Annotated in this window: 19 protein-coding genes; 6 read left to right on the top strand and 13 right to left on the bottom strand. The window is 67.9% G+C overall.

From position 1 onward, the window contains the following. Positions 1-60: 60 nt before the first annotated feature. The 8 genes from trpA to ACQY46_RS03650 all read right to left on the bottom strand — a co-directional run bounded on the left by trpA (position 61) and on the right by ACQY46_RS03650 (position 9,206). Positions 61-891, bottom strand: a complete 831-nt coding sequence (trpA, locus tag ACQY46_RS03685) for a tryptophan synthase subunit alpha (protein ID WP_428698954.1) — start codon at positions 889-891, stop codon at positions 61-63. A gap of 204 nt (positions 892-1,095) precedes the next feature. After that, positions 1,096-2,259 carry an iron-containing alcohol dehydrogenase gene (locus ACQY46_RS03680; protein ID WP_428698953.1) on the bottom strand — a complete coding sequence of 388 codons (1,164 nt, stop codon included), beginning with the start codon at positions 2,257-2,259 and terminating at the stop codon, positions 1,096-1,098. A gap of 50 nt (positions 2,260-2,309) precedes the next feature. After that, positions 2,310-3,698, bottom strand: coding sequence for an aldehyde dehydrogenase family protein (locus ACQY46_RS03675; protein ID WP_428698952.1), 1,389 nt, complete (start codon positions 3,696-3,698; stop codon positions 2,310-2,312). Positions 3,699-3,819: 121 nt separating this feature from the next. Beyond that, positions 3,820-5,187, bottom strand: a complete 1,368-nt coding sequence (locus ACQY46_RS03670; RefSeq protein WP_428700404.1) for a glutamine synthetase family protein — start codon at positions 5,185-5,187, stop codon at positions 3,820-3,822. Positions 5,188-5,298: 111 nt separating this feature from the next. Further along, the gene (locus tag ACQY46_RS03665; protein WP_428698951.1) at positions 5,299-6,348 is read right to left on the bottom strand and encodes a TRAP transporter substrate-binding protein; all 1,050 of its coding nucleotides are present in this window, start codon (positions 6,346-6,348) and stop codon (positions 5,299-5,301) included. Between the two features lie 130 nt (positions 6,349-6,478). Continuing rightward, complete coding sequence (locus ACQY46_RS03660) at positions 6,479-7,801, bottom strand: TRAP transporter large permease (protein WP_428698950.1); 1,323 nt, start codon at positions 7,799-7,801, stop codon at positions 6,479-6,481. Further along, positions 7,801-8,397, bottom strand: coding sequence for a TRAP transporter small permease subunit (locus ACQY46_RS03655; protein ID WP_428698949.1), 597 nt, complete (start codon positions 8,395-8,397; stop codon positions 7,801-7,803). The genes ACQY46_RS03660 and ACQY46_RS03655 overlap by 1 nt, the downstream gene beginning before the upstream one ends. A gap of 2 nt (positions 8,398-8,399) precedes the next feature. Further along, a complete protein-coding gene (locus ACQY46_RS03650; RefSeq protein WP_428698948.1) occupies positions 8,400-9,206 on the bottom strand; it encodes an N-formylglutamate amidohydrolase in 807 nt (268 codons plus the stop codon). A 203-nt stretch (positions 9,207-9,409) separates the two neighbouring features. On the opposite strand from ACQY46_RS03650, the gene ACQY46_RS03645 reads away from it, so the two are divergent. Next, positions 9,410-10,294: a MurR/RpiR family transcriptional regulator gene (locus tag ACQY46_RS03645; protein ID WP_428698947.1), complete on the top strand. Its 885-nt coding sequence runs from the start codon at positions 9,410-9,412 to the stop codon at positions 10,292-10,294. Between the two features lie 5 nt (positions 10,295-10,299). On the opposite strand, the gene pcaQ is transcribed toward ACQY46_RS03645, so the two are convergent. Continuing rightward, entirely contained in the window at positions 10,300-11,220 is a 921-nt protein-coding gene (gene pcaQ / locus ACQY46_RS03640) for a pca operon transcription factor PcaQ (RefSeq protein ID WP_428698946.1), read from the bottom strand. A gap of 103 nt (positions 11,221-11,323) precedes the next feature. On the opposite strand from pcaQ, the gene pcaD reads away from it, so the two are divergent. From pcaD to ACQY46_RS03615, 5 genes are read left to right on the top strand one after another with little or no spacing between them, the layout of a single operon-like run. Next, a complete protein-coding gene (gene pcaD / locus ACQY46_RS03635; RefSeq protein WP_428698945.1) occupies positions 11,324-12,118 on the top strand; it encodes a 3-oxoadipate enol-lactonase in 795 nt (264 codons plus the stop codon). After that, positions 12,115-12,561: a 4-carboxymuconolactone decarboxylase gene (gene pcaC, locus ACQY46_RS03630; RefSeq protein ID WP_428698944.1), complete on the top strand. Its 447-nt coding sequence runs from the start codon at positions 12,115-12,117 to the stop codon at positions 12,559-12,561. Before pcaD ends, pcaC begins: the two co-directional genes overlap by 4 nt. Next, positions 12,551-13,270, top strand: coding sequence for a protocatechuate 3,4-dioxygenase subunit beta (gene pcaH / locus ACQY46_RS03625; protein WP_428698943.1), 720 nt, complete (start codon positions 12,551-12,553; stop codon positions 13,268-13,270). The genes pcaC and pcaH overlap by 11 nt, the downstream gene beginning before the upstream one ends. Next, positions 13,270-13,836 (top strand): protocatechuate 3,4-dioxygenase subunit alpha, encoded by a 567-nt coding sequence (gene pcaG, locus ACQY46_RS03620; RefSeq protein WP_428698942.1) that lies wholly within the window; start codon positions 13,270-13,272, stop codon positions 13,834-13,836. Before pcaH ends, pcaG begins: the two co-directional genes overlap by 1 nt. Continuing rightward, complete coding sequence (locus ACQY46_RS03615) at positions 13,836-15,176, top strand: lyase family protein (protein ID WP_428698941.1); 1,341 nt, start codon at positions 13,836-13,838, stop codon at positions 15,174-15,176. The genes pcaG and ACQY46_RS03615 overlap by 1 nt, the downstream gene beginning before the upstream one ends. Before the next feature lie 19 nt (positions 15,177-15,195). Here ACQY46_RS03615 and ACQY46_RS03610 read toward each other — a convergent pair whose 3' ends face one another. The 4 genes from ACQY46_RS03610 to ACQY46_RS03595 all read right to left on the bottom strand — a co-directional run bounded on the left by ACQY46_RS03610 (position 15,196) and on the right by ACQY46_RS03595 (position 19,898). Further along, entirely contained in the window at positions 15,196-16,140 is a 945-nt protein-coding gene (locus ACQY46_RS03610) for an ABC transporter permease (protein WP_428698940.1), read from the bottom strand. Then, entirely contained in the window at positions 16,137-17,216 is a 1,080-nt protein-coding gene (locus ACQY46_RS03605; protein ID WP_428698939.1) for an ABC transporter permease, read from the bottom strand. Before ACQY46_RS03605 ends, ACQY46_RS03610 begins: the two co-directional genes overlap by 4 nt. Beyond that, positions 17,213-18,802 (bottom strand): ABC transporter ATP-binding protein, encoded by a 1,590-nt coding sequence (locus ACQY46_RS03600; RefSeq protein ID WP_428698938.1) that lies wholly within the window; start codon positions 18,800-18,802, stop codon positions 17,213-17,215. The genes ACQY46_RS03605 and ACQY46_RS03600 overlap by 4 nt, the downstream gene beginning before the upstream one ends. A 91-nt stretch (positions 18,803-18,893) precedes the next feature. Beyond that, entirely contained in the window at positions 18,894-19,898 is a 1,005-nt protein-coding gene (locus ACQY46_RS03595) for a BMP family protein (protein ID WP_428698937.1), read from the bottom strand. Between the last annotated feature and the right edge of the window lie 343 nt (positions 19,899-20,241).

Below are 20,241 nucleotides of genomic sequence, written 5' to 3'. Positions count from 1 at the left end.
GGGCCGCGTCCGGGCCGCCGCAAGGCCTGATGGCCCGGGCGTCGCGCCGGAACGGTCCCGTCAGGCGCGGGCGCGGGCAACGCCTTCTGCGAGCGCGCGCACCACGGTGGCCACGGCGTCCACAGTGGCGCCGGTGGCGCGGCCCTCGGCATCAAGGCTGCCGCGCACCGCCTCGACAAGCACCGAACCGACAACCACGCCATCGGCGTCGCGGCCGATCACCTCGGCGTCCTCGGCGGTCTTGACGCCGAACCCGACGGCAACCGGCAAGCGCGTATGGCGCTTGATGCGGCGCACGGCATCCGTCACCCGGTCGCGGCTGCCAATGGTGGCGCCGGTCACACCGGTCACCGATACGTAATAGACGAAACCCGAGGTATTGGCGAGCACGGCCGGCAGGCGCTTGTCGTCGGTCGTCGGCGTCGTCAGGCGGATGAAGTTGAGGCCGGCGGCGAGCGCCGGCAGGCAAAGCTCGTCATCGGCTTCCGGCGGCATGTCGACAATGATCAGCCCGTCGACGCCGGCCTCGACCGCGGTCTTCACGAAAACGGCCGGGTCGCGCACGTAGATCGGGTTGTAGTAGCCCATCAGCACGATGGGCGTCTCCGTGTCATGCCGGCGGAAGGCGCGCACCATGTCGAGCGTCTTGTCCATGGTCTGGCCGGCGGCCAGCGCCCGCTGGTTGGCGAGCTGAACCGGAATGCCCTCGGCCATCGGATCGGAAAACGGCATGCCGAGCTCGATCACGTCGGCACCGGCGGCGGGAAGCGCATCGAGGATCGCCTGGGACGTGGCAAGGTCCGGATCGCCGGCGGTCACGAAAGTCACCAGCGCCGGCCGGTTCGCTGCCCTGCATGCCGCAAAGCGGCGGTCGATCCGCATCTCACTCATATTGCCCGGTCCCACCCTGTCGTTCCTGCTAAGTCACCGGCCGCCGCATGGCACGCGCGATCTTCTTCGCGGAAGCCATGTTTCCTGCCTTCCGCGAAAACCAGTGGGGATGTAGGGGGCATACATGCCCCCTGTCAATCGGGCCCCCCTGTCAATCGGGCCCCCCTGTCAATCGGGCCCCCTGTCAATCGGCGAGGCTTCCGCTCAGAGCCTGCCGGACAGCGCGTCGGCGAAGATCGCGCTCGCGCCCTCCAGGGTCAGCTCCAGCGGATTGCCGCCGGCGGTCGGGTCGACGATCGCCATTTCGGCGATCAGCTTCGACTTGGCGCCGTCGACCTTCAGCCCCTCCAGCGTGTGCGGCACGTCAAGCGCCGCGCGCAGGTCGAGCACCACCTTCATGAACCCGTCGAAGCCGCCGGAGATGCCGAGATAGCCGGCGAGCCGGTCGATCTTGCCCTCGATGGCGGAACGGTTGAAGGCCAGCACATAGGGCATGAAGACGGCGTTGGTCATGCCGTGATGGGTGTCGTAGAGGGCGCCGACGGGATGCGACAGCGCATGGATCGCGCCCAGTCCCTTCTGGAAGGCGACCGCGCCCATGGCGGCGGCCGACATCATGTGGCCGCGCGCCACGAGATCGTCCGGCACATCAGCAACGCGCTGCAGGTTCTCCAGCACGAGACGGATGCCTTCCACGGCGATGCCGTCGCCCATCGGGTGATAGAAGGTGGAGGAATAGGCCTCCAGGCAGTGGGCGAGCGCGTCCATGCCGGTGCCGACGGTGAAGTAGCGCGGCATGCCGACGGTCAGTTCCGGGTCGCAGATGACGATGCCGGGCAGCATCTTGGGGTGGAAGATCACCTTCTTGGTGTGGGTCGTCTCGTTGGTGATGACGCCGGCGCGGCCGACCTCCGAACCTGTGCCGGCGGTGGTCGGCACGGCGAGGATCGGGGCGATGCCGTCCGGATCGGCGCGGGTCCACCAGTCGCCGACATCCTCGAAGTCCCACATCGGCCGCGTCTGGCCGGACATGAAGGCAATGACCTTGCCGGCATCGAGACCCGAACCGCCGCCGAAGGCGATGACGCCGTCATGGCCGCCGGAGCGATAGGCGGCAACGCCCGCCTCGACATTGGCGCCGGTCGGGTTCGCCTTGATGTCGCTGAAGATGTCCGGCTCGAGGCCGGCCTGGCGCAGGATCTCCAGCGCGCTGGCGGTCATCGGCAGGCGGGCAAGGCCCGGATCGGTGACGAGCAGCGGGCGCTTCATGCCCAGAAGCGCGGCGGACTTGCCGAGTTCCGCGATGCGGCCGGCGCCGAAGCGGATGGTGGTCGGGTAGTTCCAGTTGGCGGACGGTGTGGTGGTCATGTCCAGAAAGCCTTGAAAGGAGAGGGAGGAAACGACAAGGGCCGCGCGCCTCAGGAATGGGCGCGCAGGTGGTAGGACTTCGGCCGGGTCAGCGACAGGTAGCCGATCTCGGAAAGGGCCGCGCCCTTGCCGGTATCCTTGACGCCGGTCCAGACAAGCGCCGGATCGAGATAGTCGCAGCGGTTCATGAAGACGGTTCCCGTCTCCAGCCGCTCGCCGAGCGCGATGGCGGCATCCTCGTCCGCCGTCCAGATCGAGGCGGTGAGGCCGTAGGGGCTGTCGTTCATCAGGGCCAGCGCCTCCTCGTCGTCGCGCACCTTCATGATGCCGACGACCGGGCCGAAGCTTTCCTCGCGCATCACCGACATCTGGTGATCGACGTCGACAAGCACCTGCGGCATCAGGTAGGGCGTGCCCGGCTTGTCCTCGGGGAACAGTTTCGGATCGACCAGCGCCCTTGCGCCCTTGCGCTGCGCCTCCCCGGTCTGCTCGCGCACCCAGGCGGCAAAGCGGGCCTGGGCCATCGGCCCGAGCGTCGTCGCCTCCTCGAGCGGATTGCCGAGCCTGTAGGCGGAGGCCGCCGCCGCCAGCCCCTCGACCACCGCGTCAAAGTGGTTCTCGTGCACATAGACGCGCTCGACGCCGCAGCAGCACTGGCCCGCGTTGTAGAAGGCACCGTCGGCAAGGTTCTCGACCGCGAAGGCGACATCCGCGTCGGCCCGCACATAGGCCGGGTCCTTGCCGCCGAGCTCCAGGCCGAGCGTTGCAAAGGTGCCGGCCGCCGCCTTCTCGATGGCGCGGCCGCCGGCGACCGAGCCGGTGAAGTTGATGTGGTCGATCCGGCCCGAGGCAAGCAGCGCCTCGGTCTGCCCGTGATTGAGCACGATGTTGCGGAAGACGCCCTTCGGCAGGCCGGCGGCCCTGAAGGCCTTCTCCAGCCGCTCGCCGACCAGCAGCGTCTGCGCGGCGTGCTTGAGGATCACCACATTGCCGGCGATCAGTGCCGGGACGATGGTGTTGATCGCCGTCATGAACGGGTAGTTCCACGGCGCGATGACCATGACGATGCCGACCGGCTCCGGCCTGACGAAGCGGGTGAAGCCGGGACGGTCGGTGTGATGGCGAGGCGCCAGCGCCTCCTCCGCGATCTTGACCATGTAGTCGGTGCGCTCGCGCGTGCCGCCCTTCTCGCCGCCATAGCGCACCGGGCGGCCCATCTGCCAGGCGAGCTCGGGCACGATCTCGTCGTTCATCGCCTCAAGCGCGGCGACGGCGGCAAGCACGGCATCGCAACGCTCGGAGACCGGCGTCGCCGCCCACGCGCCTTGCGCGCTGCGCGCCTCGGCCACGGCCTGGTCGATCGCGGCGGCGGCGGCGACGGGACGCTCGGCATAGAGCGAACCGTCGACCGGGGAAATCAGCTTGATCACATCCGACATGTCACACCTTCCGGGCGGGCCCGCGGATTGCGGCCTGCCTCTCAACGTTTGGGAACCATCTCATAGTCTCCCGGCCGGCGAACCGGCCGGGCTTCAGCGACCCTCTCTGGGGCCGCGGCGATCAGCAGCGCTCGAAGCCGCGGGCGAGCTCGTAATCCGTCACCACGCGGTCGAAATCCTCCTGCTCCCACTCCGCCGCCCGGACATAGTGGTCGACAACCGCGTCGCCAAAGGCCTCGCGCAGCATCTTCGACTTGCGCAGGGTCTCGGTCGCCGCGCGCAGCGAGCGGGGGATCTCCTTCAGCCGGCGCGACTGGTAGAGGTCGCCGGTGACCGGCGCGTCGAGTTCGAGGTTTTCCTCGATGCCGCGCATGCCGGCAGCAAGCTGCACCGCAAGCGCCAGATAGGGATTGAGGTCGGAGCCGCCGATACGGCACTCGACGCGCACGCCCCTGGTGCCCTCGCCGCAGAGCCGGAAGCCGGCGGTGCGGTTGTCGACCGACCAGGCGGTCTTGGTCGGCGCGAACGTGCCCTTCTGGAAGCGCTTGTAGCTGTTGATATAGGGCGCCAGGAACCAGGTGTAGTCCGGCGCATAGCGGATCAGCCCGGCCATGTAGTGATGCATCGTCTGCGACATGCCGTGCGGTGCGTCCTTGTCGAAGAAGGCGCTGGTCCCGTCCTTCAACCACAATGACTGGTGCACATGCGAGGAAGAGCCGACGCGAGCGTGGTGCCATTTGGGCAGGAAGGTCACCGCGTGCCCCTGCTGCCAGGCAATCTCCTTGGTCGCGTGCTTGGCGATGGTGTGATGATCGGCGCAGGCGAGCGGATCGGCATAACGGATGTTGAGCTCCTCCTGACCCGCCTCGGCCTCGCCCTTGGTGTTCTCGACCGGGATGCCGGCGTCGTAGAGATGGTTGCGCAAGGGGCGCATGACCTTCTCTTCCTTGGTGGTCTGGAGGATATGGTAATCCTCGTTGTAGCCGGAAATCGGCTCAAGCTCCCGGAAGCCGGACTTGCGGATCTCGTCGAAGCTGTTCTCGAACATGAAGAATTCGAGCTCGGTCGCCATCATCGCGGTCAGGCCCATGGCCTCGAGCCGGGCGATCTGGCCCTTGAGCAGCGCGCGCGGCGAATGCGGCACGGGATCGTTGTGGTGATGGTCGAGCACGTCGCACAGCACCATCGCGGTGCCTTCCAGCCAGGGCACCCGGCGCAGGGTGGAAAGGTCCGGCTTCATGACGTAGTCGCCATAGCCGCCTGCCCAGCTCGTCGAGGCGTAGCCCTCGACCGTGTACATCTCCAGGTCGGTCGCCAGCAGGTAGTTGCAGCAATGCGTCTCCTCGAAGGAGTGATCGACGAAATTGCGCGCATGAAAGCGCTTGCCCATCAGGCGGCCCTGCATGTCGACGATGCAGGCGAGCACGGTGTCGATCTCGCCATCGGCGACAGCGGCGGAGAGGGCTTCGAAAGTCAGGTTGCCTGCCATTTTGGTCATCGTTCTCATTGCGGCGCGCGGCGCCGGACAGCGGTTTCGGGCATGGGCGCCCCGGGCGTTGCCGTCCGGGGCGCGACTGGACGGTCCCCAAGGGACCGACACTCAGCCGTAGCGGTAGGGCCGGCCGGCTTTCTTCATGTCGGAATTGTACTTCTTGAAGATGTCGACGACCTTCTTCTTGGTCTCGGATTCGGCCGCGATCTCGTCCCAGAAGGTGACCGCCGCATCCTCGACCTGCTGCCACTCGGCATCGGGAATGCTGGTCAGCTCCATCTTCGTTCCGTCGACGCGAAGGCTCGCCTCACCGCCCCAGTACCACCACTGGCGGTAATAATGGGACGCGTCCATGGCCAGCTGCAGCATGGTCTTCAGATGATCGGGCAGCTCGTTCCACTTGTCCATGTTGGCGAAGAACGAACCGGCCCAGGCGCCGGAGATGTTGTTGGTGAGGAAGTAGTTGGTCACGTCGGCCCAGCCGACGGTGTAGTCCTCGGTGATCCCCGACCAGGCAACACCGTCGAGCTCGCCGGTCTGCACAGCGACCTCGATGTCCTCCCAGGGCAGGGTGACCGGCACGACGCCGAACTGGGCGAGGAAGCGGCCGGCGGTCGGGAAGGTGAAGACGCGCTTGCCCTTCAGGTCGGCAAGGCTGCGGATCGGATCCTTGGTGGCGAAATGGCACGGATCCCAGGCGCCGGCCGAGATGTGCTTGACGCCGACCTTGGCGTATTCCTCTTCCCAGATCTCCTTCAGGCCGTACTGGTTGAACAGCACCGGCACATCCAGCGAATAGCGGCTGGCGAAGGGGAAGTAGCCGCCGAAGACGGTCACTTCCGTCGGCGAGGCCATGGAATCGTCATCCGACTGCACCGCGTCGATGGTGCCGCGCTGCATGGCGCGGAACAGTTCGCCCGTCGGCACCAGCTGGTCGGCAAAGAAGAGCTCGATCTCCATCTGGCCGTTGGCGGCCTTGTTGAAGGCATCGATATGCGGCTTGATGACATGCTCGGCCAGCGCCGCGCCGGCATAGGTCTGGAGGCGCCACTTGATCGGCGCCTGGCCGAGAACGGCGGGAGCGGCAAGCGTGGAAGCGCCGGCGGCGGCGACGGTGCCAAGGCCGGCCTTCTTCAGAAAATCGCGTCTGTTGGTCATCTGTCATTCCCCTTGGTTTCAGTCCAGAGATGCGGCCCGCGCCCGTGCTTCTTGGTTTTTGCGGCGCGATCGTTCAAAGCGGTTGCGGTCCTCCTTGTCTCTCGTGTTTCACCAGTACCGGGCGCGCTGCTCAGCGGCCGTAGACATATTCCGGCAGCCACAGCGCGATCTGCGGAAAGACCATGATAAGCGCGAGCGCCAGCACCATCACCATGACGAAGGGCGTGATCGAGCCGTAAATGTCGCGCAGGGTGATCTCGGGCGGCGCCATGGCGCGCATCAGGAACAGGTTGTAGCCGAAGGGCGGCGTCATGTAGGCGATCTGGGTGGTGATCGTGTAGAGCACGCCGTACCAGACGAGATCGAAGCCGAGCGCGGCGACCAGCGGCACATAGAGCGGCGCGACAATCACCAGCATCGCCGTGTCGTCGAGAAAGGTGCCCATCAGCAGGAACGAGATCTGCATCAGGATCAGGATCATCCAGGGGTCGAGGCCGAGCTTCTCGGTGAACAGGCTCTCGATCGCCTTGACCGCGCCGAGCCCGTCGAAGATGGCGCCGAAGCCGAGCGCGGCGAGAATGATCCACATGAACATGCAGGAAATCGCCAGCGTCTGGCGCAGGCAGGTCTCGAACACGGCCCGGTTCATGCGCCGCTTGACGACGGCCGCCAGGAACGCCGTCATGGCGCCGATGGCCGAGCTTTCGACGAGGCTCGTCCAGCCGTTGACGAAGGGCACCATCATCGCCGCGAAAATCACCAGCGGCAGCAGGCCGGCACCGAGCAGGCGGATCTTCTCCGCCATCGGCACGTCGCGCTCCTCGGCGCTGAGCGCCGGGCCGAGCGAGGGGTTCAGCCGGCAACGGATGTAGATGTAGACGACGAACATGGTCGCCATCATCAGCCCTGGCACGACGCCGGCGAGCCAGAGCTGGCCGACAGGGGCGCGGGCGATCATGGCGTAGAGCACCAGAACGACGGAGGGCGGCACCAGGATGCCGAGCGAGGAGCCGGCCTGGATGACACCGGTGACCATCTTCTTGTCGTAGCCGCGGCGCAAGAGCTCGGGCAGGGCGATGGTGGCGCCGATCGCCATGCCGGCGACCGACAGGCCGTTCATCGCCGAGACCAGTACCATCAGGCCGATCGTGCCGATGGCGAGGCCACCGGAGACCGGGCCCATCCAGACGTGGAACATCTTGTAGAGGTCGTCGGCGATCTTCGATTCCGACAGGACATAGCCCATGAAGATGAACATCGGCAGCGTCAGAAGCGGATACCACTTCATCAGCTTCATGGCGGCCGTGAAGGGAACCTCCGACCCGCCCGTGCCCCACAGCGCCAGGGCCGCGACCGCCGCAACGCCGCCGATGGCGCCAAAGACGCGCTGGCCCGTCAGCAGCATCAGCATCATCGAGGCGAACATCAGCAGCGCGATCATCTCGTAGGACATCAGATTTCCTCTCCGCGGATACGCGCGATGTCCTTGATCAGCTCGGAAAGCGCCTGCAGAAGCATCAGGAAGAAGCCGAGGCACATGATCGCCTTGATCGGCCAGAGATAGGGGCGCCACGCCGTCGGGCTGCGTTCGATATAGCCGAGCACCTCGCCCGCCGCGTCCGGCCCGCCGGTGACGAAGGCGACGGCCAGGTCCTTCAGGAAGACGAAGGGCTCGGTGCCGAAATGGCCGAGCGAGTAGGCGGTCGAGCCGATGCCGCCATAAAACAGGACGCCGAGATAGAAGATCAGCACCAGCACGGTGAAAGCATCGAACCAGGCCTTCTTCTTCACGCTCCAGCCGGCATAGAAGAGATCCATGCGCACGTTCGAGCCGAGCTGGATCGAGTAGGGACCGCCGAGAATGTAGTAGGCGACCATCGCGAACTGGGCGACTTCCAGCGTCCAAAGCGAAGGGACGAAGAAGGTCTTGGAGATCGACGACCAGAGAAGGATCGCGACCATGACGAAGACGCCATACATCATCACCCGGCCGAGACGATGGTTGACGGCGTCAACGACGGCAACGTAGTGGCGCAGCACCGCCGGCATCCTCACCCTCCCTCGCCAAGCGCGACCAGCGCCGCCTTGAGCGCGGCGTCGAGCCGCGCGGCCCAAAGGCTCTCGCCGGCGGCGTCCGCGATCTCGTCATTGCGCACCTCGACCATGACACAGGCAAGACCGCGCGCCTCGCCGTGGCGGCCGACCGTGTAATAGACCCCGTCGCCGGGCGCGTAGGGCTGGTTGTCGCCGATATCGGCAATACCCTGGCGCGCCAGATCCGCGATCATCGCATCGGCGACGCGCCGGTCCCGGTTGGACAGGATACCGACCGGCCAGGGCCGGGAGACGCCCTTGTAGACCGGGGTGTAGCTGTGGATCGAGACGACGACGCTCGGCAGCCCCGCGGCGGCGCGCGCGTCGAGCACGGCCCCGATGCGGTCGTGGAACGGCGCATGGGCGAGGGCGACGCGCCTTGCGCGCTCGGTCCCGGGCAGGTCCCGGTTGCCGGGCACCTCGGTCAGCTCGCTGAGCGCGGGGATCAGGTCGGGCGCGGCCGTGTCGCGATTGCAGTCGATGACAAGGCGCGACAGGTCCGGCCAGACGAGCGGCGCATCAAGAAGCCTCGACAGGTGCCGCGACACGCCCAGCGCGCCGGGATCCCAGGCGATATGGGCGCGGCGCGACGCGGCGTCGAGACCGAGATCGCCGAATTCGGCGGGCAGCCGGCTGGAGGCGTGATCGCACAGCAGAACGACGGGGCCGCGACCCTGTGCATTGTCGACGCGCACGACATCCTCGCCCGCCTCGTCGCCGGCGCGTCCCGCAAGCCCGTTCTCGCGTGCCGTGTTCGGCCCCATGTCCCGTCCCCCGAGCCGCGTGCCTTCCGGAGAAATCGCAAGCGCTGTTCGATTTGTTACAAAATTGCGTTGAATTCCTCGTCCTGTATGATTTGATACATAGCGAACTCCAATGTCAATCGGCTTTCAAAACGGCCGCATCGGGTTCGCCGGCGACGGGGCGACCCGGCGGCGGGCTCTTTCGGGGAGGCGGATTGCACGACATGACACGATCCCTTGCGGAGGAGATTCGCGACCGGCTGGCGGAGTGCACGGTCACGGAACGGCGCGCGGCCCTTGCCCTTCTCGCCAATTATCCGGTGCTGGGGCTCGGTACGGTGGCCCAGTTCGCCCGGGCGGCCGGGGTCAGCTCGCCGACGATCCTGCGGTTTGCCACGCGGATGGGCTTTTCCACCTATGCGGCGCTGCAGACCCGCCTGCGAACCGAGCTGGAGGACCAGCTCAAGTCGCCGCTGGCCAAGGTCAAGGACGGGACCCGCGCAGGCGAGCCGGGCATAGGCGCCCTGGCGGAGGCGGCGCGCGCCAATATCGGCGACACGTTCCACCACCTGCCGGCAACCGAACTGGAGGCGGTCGTCTCGCTGCTGTCCGACGAGCGCCGCGACCTCTATCTGCTTGGCGGCCGCTTCACCGATGCCCTCGCCCGCTACATGGCCGCCCATCTGCGCATCCTGCGTCCCGGCGTCGTGCACATGGCCGGCCAGGAAGGCAACTGGCGCGACGCCCTGCTGGACATCGGCCGGCGCGACGTGCTCGTCGTCTTCGACATCCGCCGCTACCAGGCCGATCTCGGCCGCGTGGCCGCCGCCGCATCGCGGCGCGGGGCGACGATCGTGCTGGTCACCGACAGCTGGCTGTCGCCCATCGCCAGCGTCGCCGCGCATGTGCTGCCGGCGCGCATCTCGGTGCCCTCGCCCTGGGATTCCTCCGCCGCGCTGATGGTCATCGCCGAAACGCTGGTCGCCGGCGTCACCGCCCGCGATCCCGAACGCAGCGAACGGCGGATGTCGGCACTCGAGGGCTACCGGGACGATGACGACCCCAAACGCGGCCGGGCCGCCGACAGGGACGACACCCGCGAGACGTGAACCGCTCAGCTGAGGCCGCGCTGCGCGACAGCCTCGCGCATGGCCGACATGAACAGAAGCAGGTCGGGCGTGTGGGTCTCGGCGGCGCGCGTCGAGATGCCGACGGGACCGAGCGTCAGCCTCGTGTCGACGGCAAGGGCGGCAAGCTGCCCCTCGGCGAGATCATTGGCGACGACACCGTTGGAGATGATCCACACCGCGTCGGTGGCGCGGGTGAAGGAACGGCCGAAGGCGTTGGAGACGGTCTCGATACGCTTCGGCAGACGGCCGATGCCATTGGCCACCATCAGCCGCTCGACCAGCGGCCGGATCGCGGCGGCGCGGTTGGGATAAAGGACCGGAAAGGCCGGGAGACGGGCGAGATCGGGATCGCCGAGCAGCGGATGGCCGGGGCGCACGGCAAGCACCACCTGCTCGCTGTAGAGCTGCTGGAAGCTGAGGCCGGTCATCGCATCGGGCTGTCCGAGCCGGCCGATCACCACATGCAGGGCGCCGGTCCTGAGCTGGTCGAGCAGGAGCCCGTTGGGCCCGGTGACGATGTCGAGCGTGGCGCCGCGGCCGCGTTCCAGATAGTGGCCGGCCGCAATCGGAACGATGCTGGCGGCGACACTGGGCAGCGCACCGACCCGCAACAGCCGGTCGGACCCCATCCGCACCTGCTCGATGCCGTCGATCCCCTCGCCAAGAGCTGCGACGGAAAGGCCCGCATAGTGGCGAAAGATCTCCCCTTCCGCGGTCAGCGCCACGCCGGCGCGGCCGCGCTCCATCAGGCCGACGCCAAGCAGGGTCTCCAGCTCCTTCAGCGTCTTGGAAATCGCCGGCTGGGTGACATTGAGCGAATTGGCCGCCTCGGTCAGGCTGCGCAGCCGGGCGATCTCCAGAAACGCCTGCAGATGCCGCAGCTTGATCCCGGACCCGACGCGCATCAAACTCCCTTTCCGGTTATACAAAACCGTCGATTTCTCATTTTACATTACCAATTATCGCGGTCATCCTGAAGCGGCATCAAGGGATCGGGAGACGAAAAGCGTGCAGGCGGTCACACGAAACGGACGCATTCTCAACACGGCGTTCCGGAGGGCCGGGGACGAGGCCGCGCCGGTTCTTGCCTTTTCCAACTCGCTCGGCACCGACTTCCGCATCTGGGACGAGGTGGTGGCACTTTTGCCGGCCGACTGGGGCGTGCTGCGCTACGACACCGCCGGCCACGGCCTGTCGCCGTCGGGCGGCGCGATGAGCATCGACGACCATGCCGGCGACCTGGCCGCGCTGCTCGGCGCGTTCGATATCGGCAAGGCGGTTGTTGTCGGGCTTTCGGTCGGCGGGCTGATCGCCCAGTCGCTCGCCCTCAACTGGCCGGAACGGGTCGCCGGGCTGGTTCTTTCCAACACCGGCATGAAGATCGGCACGGCCGAGATCTGGAACACACGCGCCGACGCGATCCGGGCCGGCGGCATGGAAGCGATCTGCGACGCGACGATGGAGCGCTGGTTCTCGAGCGGCTTCCGAACCACACGGCCGGCGGAGTTGCTGCGCTGGCGCACCATGCTGGCGCACACGCCGGCCGACAGCTACATCGCGCTGGGCGCGGCCATTCGCGACGCCGATTACTCGAACCGGGCGGGCACGATTTCCGCGCCCACCCTTTGCATCGCCGGCAGCGAGGACAGCGCCACCCCTCCGGCAACGCTGCAGGCCCTTGCAAGCGCCATCCCCGGCGCGCACTACGAGGAAATCGCCGGCGTCGGGCACCTGCCTTGCATTGAAGTGCCGGAGCGCACCGCCGGACTGATAGCCGGGTTCATCAGGGAGCATGTGACATGAGCCGTCCCGACGTCCCGGCAGCCGATCCCTTCGGGGCCGATCCCCTGCATGCGGGCATGGCCACGCGCCGCGCGGTGCTCGGCGATGCCCATGTCGACCGGGCCCGCGCGGCGACCGATCCGCTTGACGCGCCGTTCCAGGAGCTGATCACCCGCGGCGCATGGGGCACGGTCTGGTCGCGCGACACGATCAGCCGGCGCGAGCGCTCGATGATCACCGTCGCGCTGCTGGCCGCCCTCGGTCATGACGAGGAACTGGCGATGCATTGCCGCGCGACGGCGCGCACCGGGGCGTCCCGCGACGACATTTGCGAGGCGCTCCTGCATGTGGCCGTCTATGCCGGGGTGCCGGCGGCAAACCGGGCGATCAAGATCGCCAGATCCGTGTTCGCGGAACTGGAAGAGAGCCGCAACGGCTCGGAAGGAGCCTCGCGTGACGACTGACTTCTACCGGCGCGACCGCGCCCAGCACCCGGCGCCCTATGCGCCCGGATACAAGAGCACCGTCCTGCGGGCACCGTTCCGGCCGCTGCACGCGCTGGAGCAGACCGCGCTCGACAAGACGGGCCCCGCGCTCGGCCACGCGCCGCTCGGCCCGCTGGATCATGACCTGATCCGCAACGCGGCGACCACGGGCGACGCGCTCGGCGAGCGCATCTATGTGTTCGGCCGGGTGCTCGACGAAAACGCGCGGCCGGTGCCGAACGCGCTGATCGAGGTGTGGCAGGCCAACGCCGCCGGCCGCTATGCCCATGTGCGCGACGGCTATCTGGCCCCGCTCGATCCGAATTTTTCCGGCTGCGGGCGCTGCGTCAGCGACGCGGACGGGCGCTACCTGTTCCGCACGATCAAGCCCGGCCCCTATCCCTGGCCGAACAACGGCTCCGACTGGCGTCCGGCCCATATTCACCTTTCCATCTTCGGCGAGGCCTTCGCCCAGCGGCTGATCACCCAGCTCTATTTCGAGGGCGACCCGCTGATCCCGCTCTGTCCGATCGTCAATACCATCGCCGACAAGAGCGCTGTCGACCGGCTGGTGGCGCGGCTCGACCTGAGGAACCAGGCACCGTTCGACTGCCTTGCCTACCGGTTCGACATCGTGCTGCGCGGCCGCAGGCAGACCCATTTCGAGAACCATCCGGAGGGGCTTTGATGCGCGACCGCCTGCTTGAAACGCCGTCGCAGACGGCCGGCCCTTACGTTCACATCGGCACCGCGCCGCAATCCATCGGCCGGCCGCCGCTTCTCAACCAACCCGGTCCGGTGATCGAGAGCAATACCGGCGAGGCGATCGTCATCGAGGGAACCGTGCTCGACGGCGCCGGCGCACCGGTGCGCGACGCGATGCTGGAGATCTGGCAGGCGGACGGGCTGGGACGGATCGGCGAGTTCGGTCTTTTCGGCCGGACCGTCGCGGATTTCTCCAGCGGTCTTTTCCGCTTCCAGAGCGTCCGGCCCGGCGCCCATGCGCAAGGACACGCCCCGCATGTGGCGCTGCTGATCTTCGCCCGCGGCATCAACATCCACCTGCATACGCGGATCTATTTCCCGCAGGACCTGGAAGCGATGGAACAGGACAGCGACATGAAGCGGCTGGAGCCGGAAGCGCGCGCGACGCTGATCGCCCGGGAGGCGGGCCGCAACGAGGCCGGCCTGCCGGTCTATCGCTTCGACATCCGCCTGCAGGGTGCCGGCGAAACCGTGTTTTTCGATATCTGATGAGCGACCTGCCACCGAATTCGCCGCTTTACCTGTCGCTGTTCGGCGATACGGAAGTCGCGGGCCTGCTGTCCTCGGCAGCGGAGATCGCCACCATGATCGAGGTCGAGCGGGCCATCGCCCGGGCGCAGGGCGCGGCCGGCGTGATCCCGGCCGAGGCAGCCGCCGCGATCGACAGGGGACTTGCCGGCATGGCGCCGGATCCGGCCGGGCTTGCCGCCGGGACGGCGGCGGCGGGCGTGCCGGTGCCGGCGCTCGTTGCAGAGCTGCGCAAGGGCCTGGAACGGCCGGCGGCGGACTATCTCCACTTCGGCGCGACCTCGCAGGACATTGTCGACACGGCCCTGATGCTGCGCATCGCGCAAGTTCTCGACCTCCTCGACGGACGACTGGCGGTGCTGGTCGCGACGCTTGCCGGACTGGCCAGGGCCCATCGCGCGACGCCGATGGCCGGGCGGACACGCGGCCAGGTGGCGACGCCGATAAGCTTCGGCCTGCGCGCCGCCAACTGGGCCCTGCCGCTGGCACGCTCCCGGGCAAGGCTGCGCCTCCTGCGCCGGGAGGGGCTCCTCGTGCAGCTTGGCGGGGCCTCCGGCGATCTTGCGGCAATGGGAGCGGGCGCCGGCAAGGCGCGGGCGATGGCCGACGCGGTCGCAGCCGAACTCGGGCTCTGCGGCGCGCTGCCCTGGATGGCCGACCGGCAGCCGCTGCGCCGCGTGGCGGGCGAACTTGGCGAGCTGGCGCTGGCACTTGGCAAGGTGGGCGAGGACGTGATCCTTCTGACCCGCTCGGAAGTCGGGGAGTTGCGGCTCGGCGAGGCGGGCGGCTCCTCGACCATGCCGCAAAAGCAGAACCCGGTGCGAGCCGAGGCGATGGTGGCGCTGGCACGTTTCGCCGGCGGTCTTGCCGGCCAGCTGGATGCCGCCGGGCTGCACCGCGAGGAGCGCGACGGGGCGGCCTGGATGGGCGAATGGCTGGTGCTGCCGCAGATGATGGTGGCCGCCGCCGCGGCCACGGCCCATGGCGCGGCGCTTTGCGGCGGGCTTCAGGTGATGGCGGAGGCGATGCTTGCGCGGCTTGCCGGCGACGGCGGGCTGTCGCTGGCCGAGCAGGCGTCCTTCGCGCTGCTACCGCATGTGGGACGCGCCGCGGCGCAGGACCTCGTCAAGCGGGCGGCGGCGCAGACCCGGGAGACCGGCACGCCGATTGCCCTGGCGCTTCAGGGCCTGACCGATGCGCCGCTCGACTTCGCCGCACTGGCCGACCCGGCCGCGGCAACTGCTGCTGCGGCGGCGATGACCGACGAGATGCTGGCCGAGATCGCCGGGCTGCTGACCTGAACGGCCACCAGCTCTCCCCCTATCGCTGGCCCTTGAAATAGGGTTTCAGCATGGCGCGCGGATAATCCGCCTTGCGCGCGACCACGACAAGCGCCGCGATCGACAGGAGGTAGGGCAGCATCAGGAAGACCTGCCCCGGCACGAAGGCGCCGACCTCCGTCTGCAAACGCACCTGGAAGGCGTCGAAGGCGCCGAAAAGCAGCGCGCCGATGAGCGCCTTGCCCGGTCGCCAGGAGGCGAAGACCGTAAGCGCGATGCAGATCCAGCCGCGCCCGTTGACCATGCCGAAGAAGAAGGCGTCGAAGGCCGACATGGTCAGGAACGCCCCGCCCAGCGCCATCAGGGCCGAACCGGCGACGATCGTGCCCATCCGCAGGACGGTGACCGACAGGCCCTGCGCCTCGACGGCCGAGGGGTTGTCGCCGACGGCGCGAATGGCAAGGCCGAGCGGTGTGCGATAGAGCACGAAACCGACGACCACGACCATGGCGAGCGCCAGGTAGGTCAGCGCCGTTTGCTGCGACAGCACCGTGCCGATGAAGGGCAGGTCCGACAGGACCGGAATGTCGAGCGGCTGGAAGGCGGTGATGCGCGGCGGCGAGGTGACGTCGGGAAGCGCGGTGCGATAGGCGTAGTAGCTGAGGCTTGTGGCAAACAGCGTGACACCGATGCCCGAGACATGCTGCGACAGGCCGAGCGGCACGGTAAGAACCGCATGCAGGAGCCCGAAACCCGCTCCCGCAAGGGCCGCGACGACAACCCCGCCCCACAGGCCTGCGCCGAGCCAGGCGGCCATCCAGCCGGCCATGGCGCCGGCGGTGAAGATGCCCTCGATGCCGAGATTGAGCACGCCGGCACGCTCGCATAGCAGCGCGCCGAGAACGCCGAAGATCAATGGCGTGGCGATGCGCAGGGCGGCGGCCCAGAAATTCGGCGAGGCAAGAATGTCGAGGATCTCGATCATGCGCCGGAGCCTCCCTGGGCGCGTGCAACGAACCGGACCCGGTAGCGCACGAAGAGGCCGGAGACGAGCACGGCGATCAGCGACGTTGCCACCACGAGATCGGCCAGATAGTTGGAAACGCCGATGGCGCGGCTCATGGAGTCCGCACCGACGAAGACGCCGGCGATGAACAGCGCCGCCACGACGACGCCGAGCGGCGACAGGCCGGCGAGCATGGCCACGACAATGCCGGCATAGCCGAAGCCGGGCGAGAGATCTGCGGTGAGATAGCCCTTGAGGCCGGCAACCTCGCCGACACCGGCAAGGCCGGCGAGGGCACCGCTCATCATCGCGACGCGCAGGAAGGTGGCCGTGACCGGAATGCCGGCATGGCGCGCGGCGTCCTGGTTCTCGCCGACGGCGCGAATCTCGAAGCCCCAGACGGTGCGCTTCAACAGGACATGGACGACGAGCGCGGCGACAAACGCGATGAGCAGCCCGGCATGGACGCGCATGCGAGCCATCAGCTTGGGCAGGGTCGCCTCCTCCAGCATCGGCTCGGATTGCGGCCAGCCCATGCCCATCGGGTCCTTCATCGGTCCTTCCAGCATCATCTGCACGAAGAGCAGGACAATGAAGTTCAGCAGCAGGGTGGTAACCACCTCGTCGGCGCCGAGCCGCACCTTGAGCAGGGCGGGAACGAGCATCAGGAGCCCGCCGGCCAGCGCCCCGGCAACCACCACCGCCGGCACCATCAGAAGGGGCGGCAGGGCGAGCGCACCGGAGCCGACGGCGACGGCGGCCAGCGCCCCGGCATAGAGCTGGCCCTCGCCGCCGATGTTCCACAGCCGGGCGCGGAAGGCGAGCGCGGCGGCAAGACCGGTCAGCACCAGCGGGGTGGCGCGGGCCAGCAATTCCGAGAAGGCGAAGAGCGAACCGAACGCGCCTTTCGCCATCAGAGCATAGGCATCGAGCACCGGCGCGCCGGCGGCCATGATCGGCAGGGCGGCAAGCGCCAGCGCGGCAATGGCGGCGGCAACCGGGGCACCGAGGCGCAGCAGCGGCGGAACGTTTTCCCGCGGTTCGAAACGGATCATGCGGCCTCGTCCTCACTGACATGGCCGGCCATCATCAGGCCGACACGGGCACGGTCGAGTTCGCCAGCCGGGCGCGGCGCGCTCAGCCGGCCGCGATGGATCACCGCCACCCGGTCCGACAGGGCGAAGAGCTCGTCGAGATCCTCGGAGATGAGAATGACGCCAGCCCCGCGGCCGCGCGCTTCCAGAAGGCGGCGGTGCACGTCGCCAGTGGCGCCGATGTCGAGGCCGCGCGAGGGCTGGGCGGCGAGCACCACGAGCGGTTCGGCATCAAGCGTGCGGGCCAGCACGATCTTCTGGATGTTGCCGCCCGACAGGAGCCGCGCCACCGCATCACCGCCGGGGCAGCGGATGTCATAGGCGGCGATCGCCTTTTTCGCCCGATCGGCGATGGCGGCGAAGTCGAGCAGTCCGAAGCGCTGGTAGCGCGGCGAGCGGATCTCCTCGATGACGAGATTCTCGGCAACGCTCATGGCGCCGACGACGCCGTCGCGGTGGCGGTCCTCGGGGATGCGGGCCAGACCGGCGGCGATCATCGCGCGCGGGTCGCCGGCGGGAATGTCCTTCCCTGCAAGACGCAGGCTGCCGCGCTCGGGCCGCTCGAGGCCGGAGACGAGACGGGCGAGCATCGACTGGCCGTTGCCGGAAACGCCGGCCAGCCCGAGGATCTCGCCGGCATGCAGCGTCAGGGATATGTCATGGACGGCATCGCGTCCGGTGCCGCACGAGACGGCGTCGAGCGTCAGAAGGGCAGGGCCCGGTTCGCGCGGCTCGCGCCGGCTCTGGGTGAGGGCGTGGCCAACCATCAGTTCGGCAAGCTTCTGGCGGTCGCATTCGGCGGTCGGCAGGTCGGCGACCTTGCGGCCAAGGCGGAGCACGGCGACCCTGTCGGAGGCGGCCAGCACCTCGGCAAGCTTGTGGGAGATGAAGACGATGGCGAGGCCGCGCTGCGCGAGTTGGCGAAGCGTCGCGAACAGCGTGTCGGATTCCTGCGGCGTGAGCACTGCGGTCGGCTCGTCGAGGACGAGCACGCGGGCATCGCGGTAGAGCGCCTTGAGGATCTCCACCCGCTGCTTCTCGCCGACGGAGAGCCTCGACACGCGCGTGTCGAGATCGACGAGAAGGCCGGAGCCTTGCATCAGGTCGGCAAGGCGTGCCCGCGCGGCCCGCGCGGCAATCCCGGGCGCCAGCAGCGGGCCGGTGCCAAGCACGATGTTCTCGAAGGCGGTCAGGTTCTCGGCCAGGGTGAAATGCTGGTGCACCATGCCGATGCCGGCGGTGAGCGCTGCATGCGGCGACCCGGGCTCGAGCGGCACGAGCCCCCCACCGGGCTCGAGCGGCACGAGCCCCCCACCCGGAGCGGCGACACGCACGTCCCCCTCGTCGGCGACATAGTGGCCGAAGAGAATGTTCATCAAGGTGGTCTTGCCGGCGCCGTTCTCGCCGAGCAGGGCGACAATCTCGCCCGCATGCAGGTCGAGATCGACCGCCTCGTTGGCGGTCAGGGCGCCGAAACGCTTGGTGATGCCGGTGAGCGAGAGAACGATATCGCCGTCGCTGTCAGGTGCGGGCCGGGCCCTGGACATGGCCACTCCGGTGCGGAAGAAGTCGCGTTGCTGGAAGCTGCGCATCCCGCGCGCCGATGCAGGACCGGCGCGCGGGGACGTCAACCGGAAATCACATGGTCGACTTGGGCTCCGCGTCGTTGACGTTGACGCGGAACAGGCCGTCGAGGATCTCCTTCTCGGTCTCGCGCGCCGCCTTGAGCGCCTCCGGATCGGCGAGCGTCTCGTCGACGACGAAGCTGCCGCCGCCATAGGACATGAAGGAGAACTGACCGTAGTCGGACGGCTCGAACTCATCGCCCGCAACCGCCTCGATCACCCGGTCGATGGTCGGCTCCATGTGCCACAGGGCGCTGGCCAGGATGGTGCCGGGATAGTCGCCGGACGTGTCGATGACGTTGCCGATCGCCAGGATGCCCTTCTCCTTGGCCGCGTCGGAGACGCCGAAACGCTCGGCGTAGAGAATGTCGGCGCCCTTGTCGATCATCGCGAAGGCGGATTCCTTGGCCTTGGGCGGGTCGTACCAGGAGTTGATGAAGGTCACGAGGAACTTGACGTCCGGGTTGACCGACAGCGCGCCCTCCATGAAGGCGTTCATCAGACGGTTGACCTCGGGAATGGCGTAGCCGCCGACCATGCCGATGACATTGGACTTGGTTGCCTTGCCGGCGATCATGCCGGTGAGGTAGCTCGGCTCGTGGATCCAGTTGTCGAAGACGGCGAAGTTCGGCTTGGCCGGACCGAAGGAGGAACCCATCAGAAAGGCGGTGTCGGGATACTCGGCCGCCACGTTGCGCGCCGCCCGCTCGACCGCGAAAGCCTCGCCGACGACGAGGTCCATGCCGGCTTCCGCATATTCGCGCATGACGCGCTCATAGTCGGTATTGGCGACGTTCTCCGAATAGGTGTAGGTGACGTCGCCGCGCGCCTCGGCGGTCTTGAGCGCCTGATGAAGGCGGCCGACCCACTGCTGCTCGACCGGAACCGTGTAGATCGCCGCCACCTTCAGAGGCTTGTCCTTGGCCGCAGCCGGCAGACCGCCGGCAACGAGCGCGAGCGACGCGGCAAGGCCGAGAACGGCGCGGCGCGTCCAGGCAAAATGCTCATTGAATGTCATGTGACTCCCCCTGGCAGGTACGAAGCCGCGCGGTGTTCTCAGCAAGCCGGGCCGAAACCGCCTGGCGGCCAGCCCCGCCCGTGCGCGGGCCTTTGTCCGGAGCACCGGGCCATGAGGGGGGCGAATGCCCACCGCACCCGGTGCAGACCAAATTGGACCATATTCCGGGCACGCCCACAATGCAGGCAGGTGCCGGTTCGGGCGGATTTTTGAACAAATGGACAAAGTTTGATCGTCTGGTCAAAAAATGAGCCGACAAACAGCCGAAGAGCAACGCCCAGGGATTGCAACCGTCAGGCACCGCAGCCTGAAGGCTGTCTCACGACATCCGTCCGCGCGCCTC

The organism is Stappia sp. (genome assembly GCF_965276915.1).
Lineage (GTDB): Bacteria > Pseudomonadota > Alphaproteobacteria > Rhizobiales > Stappiaceae > Stappia.
This window is presented reverse-complemented; position numbering and strand designations above follow the sequence as displayed.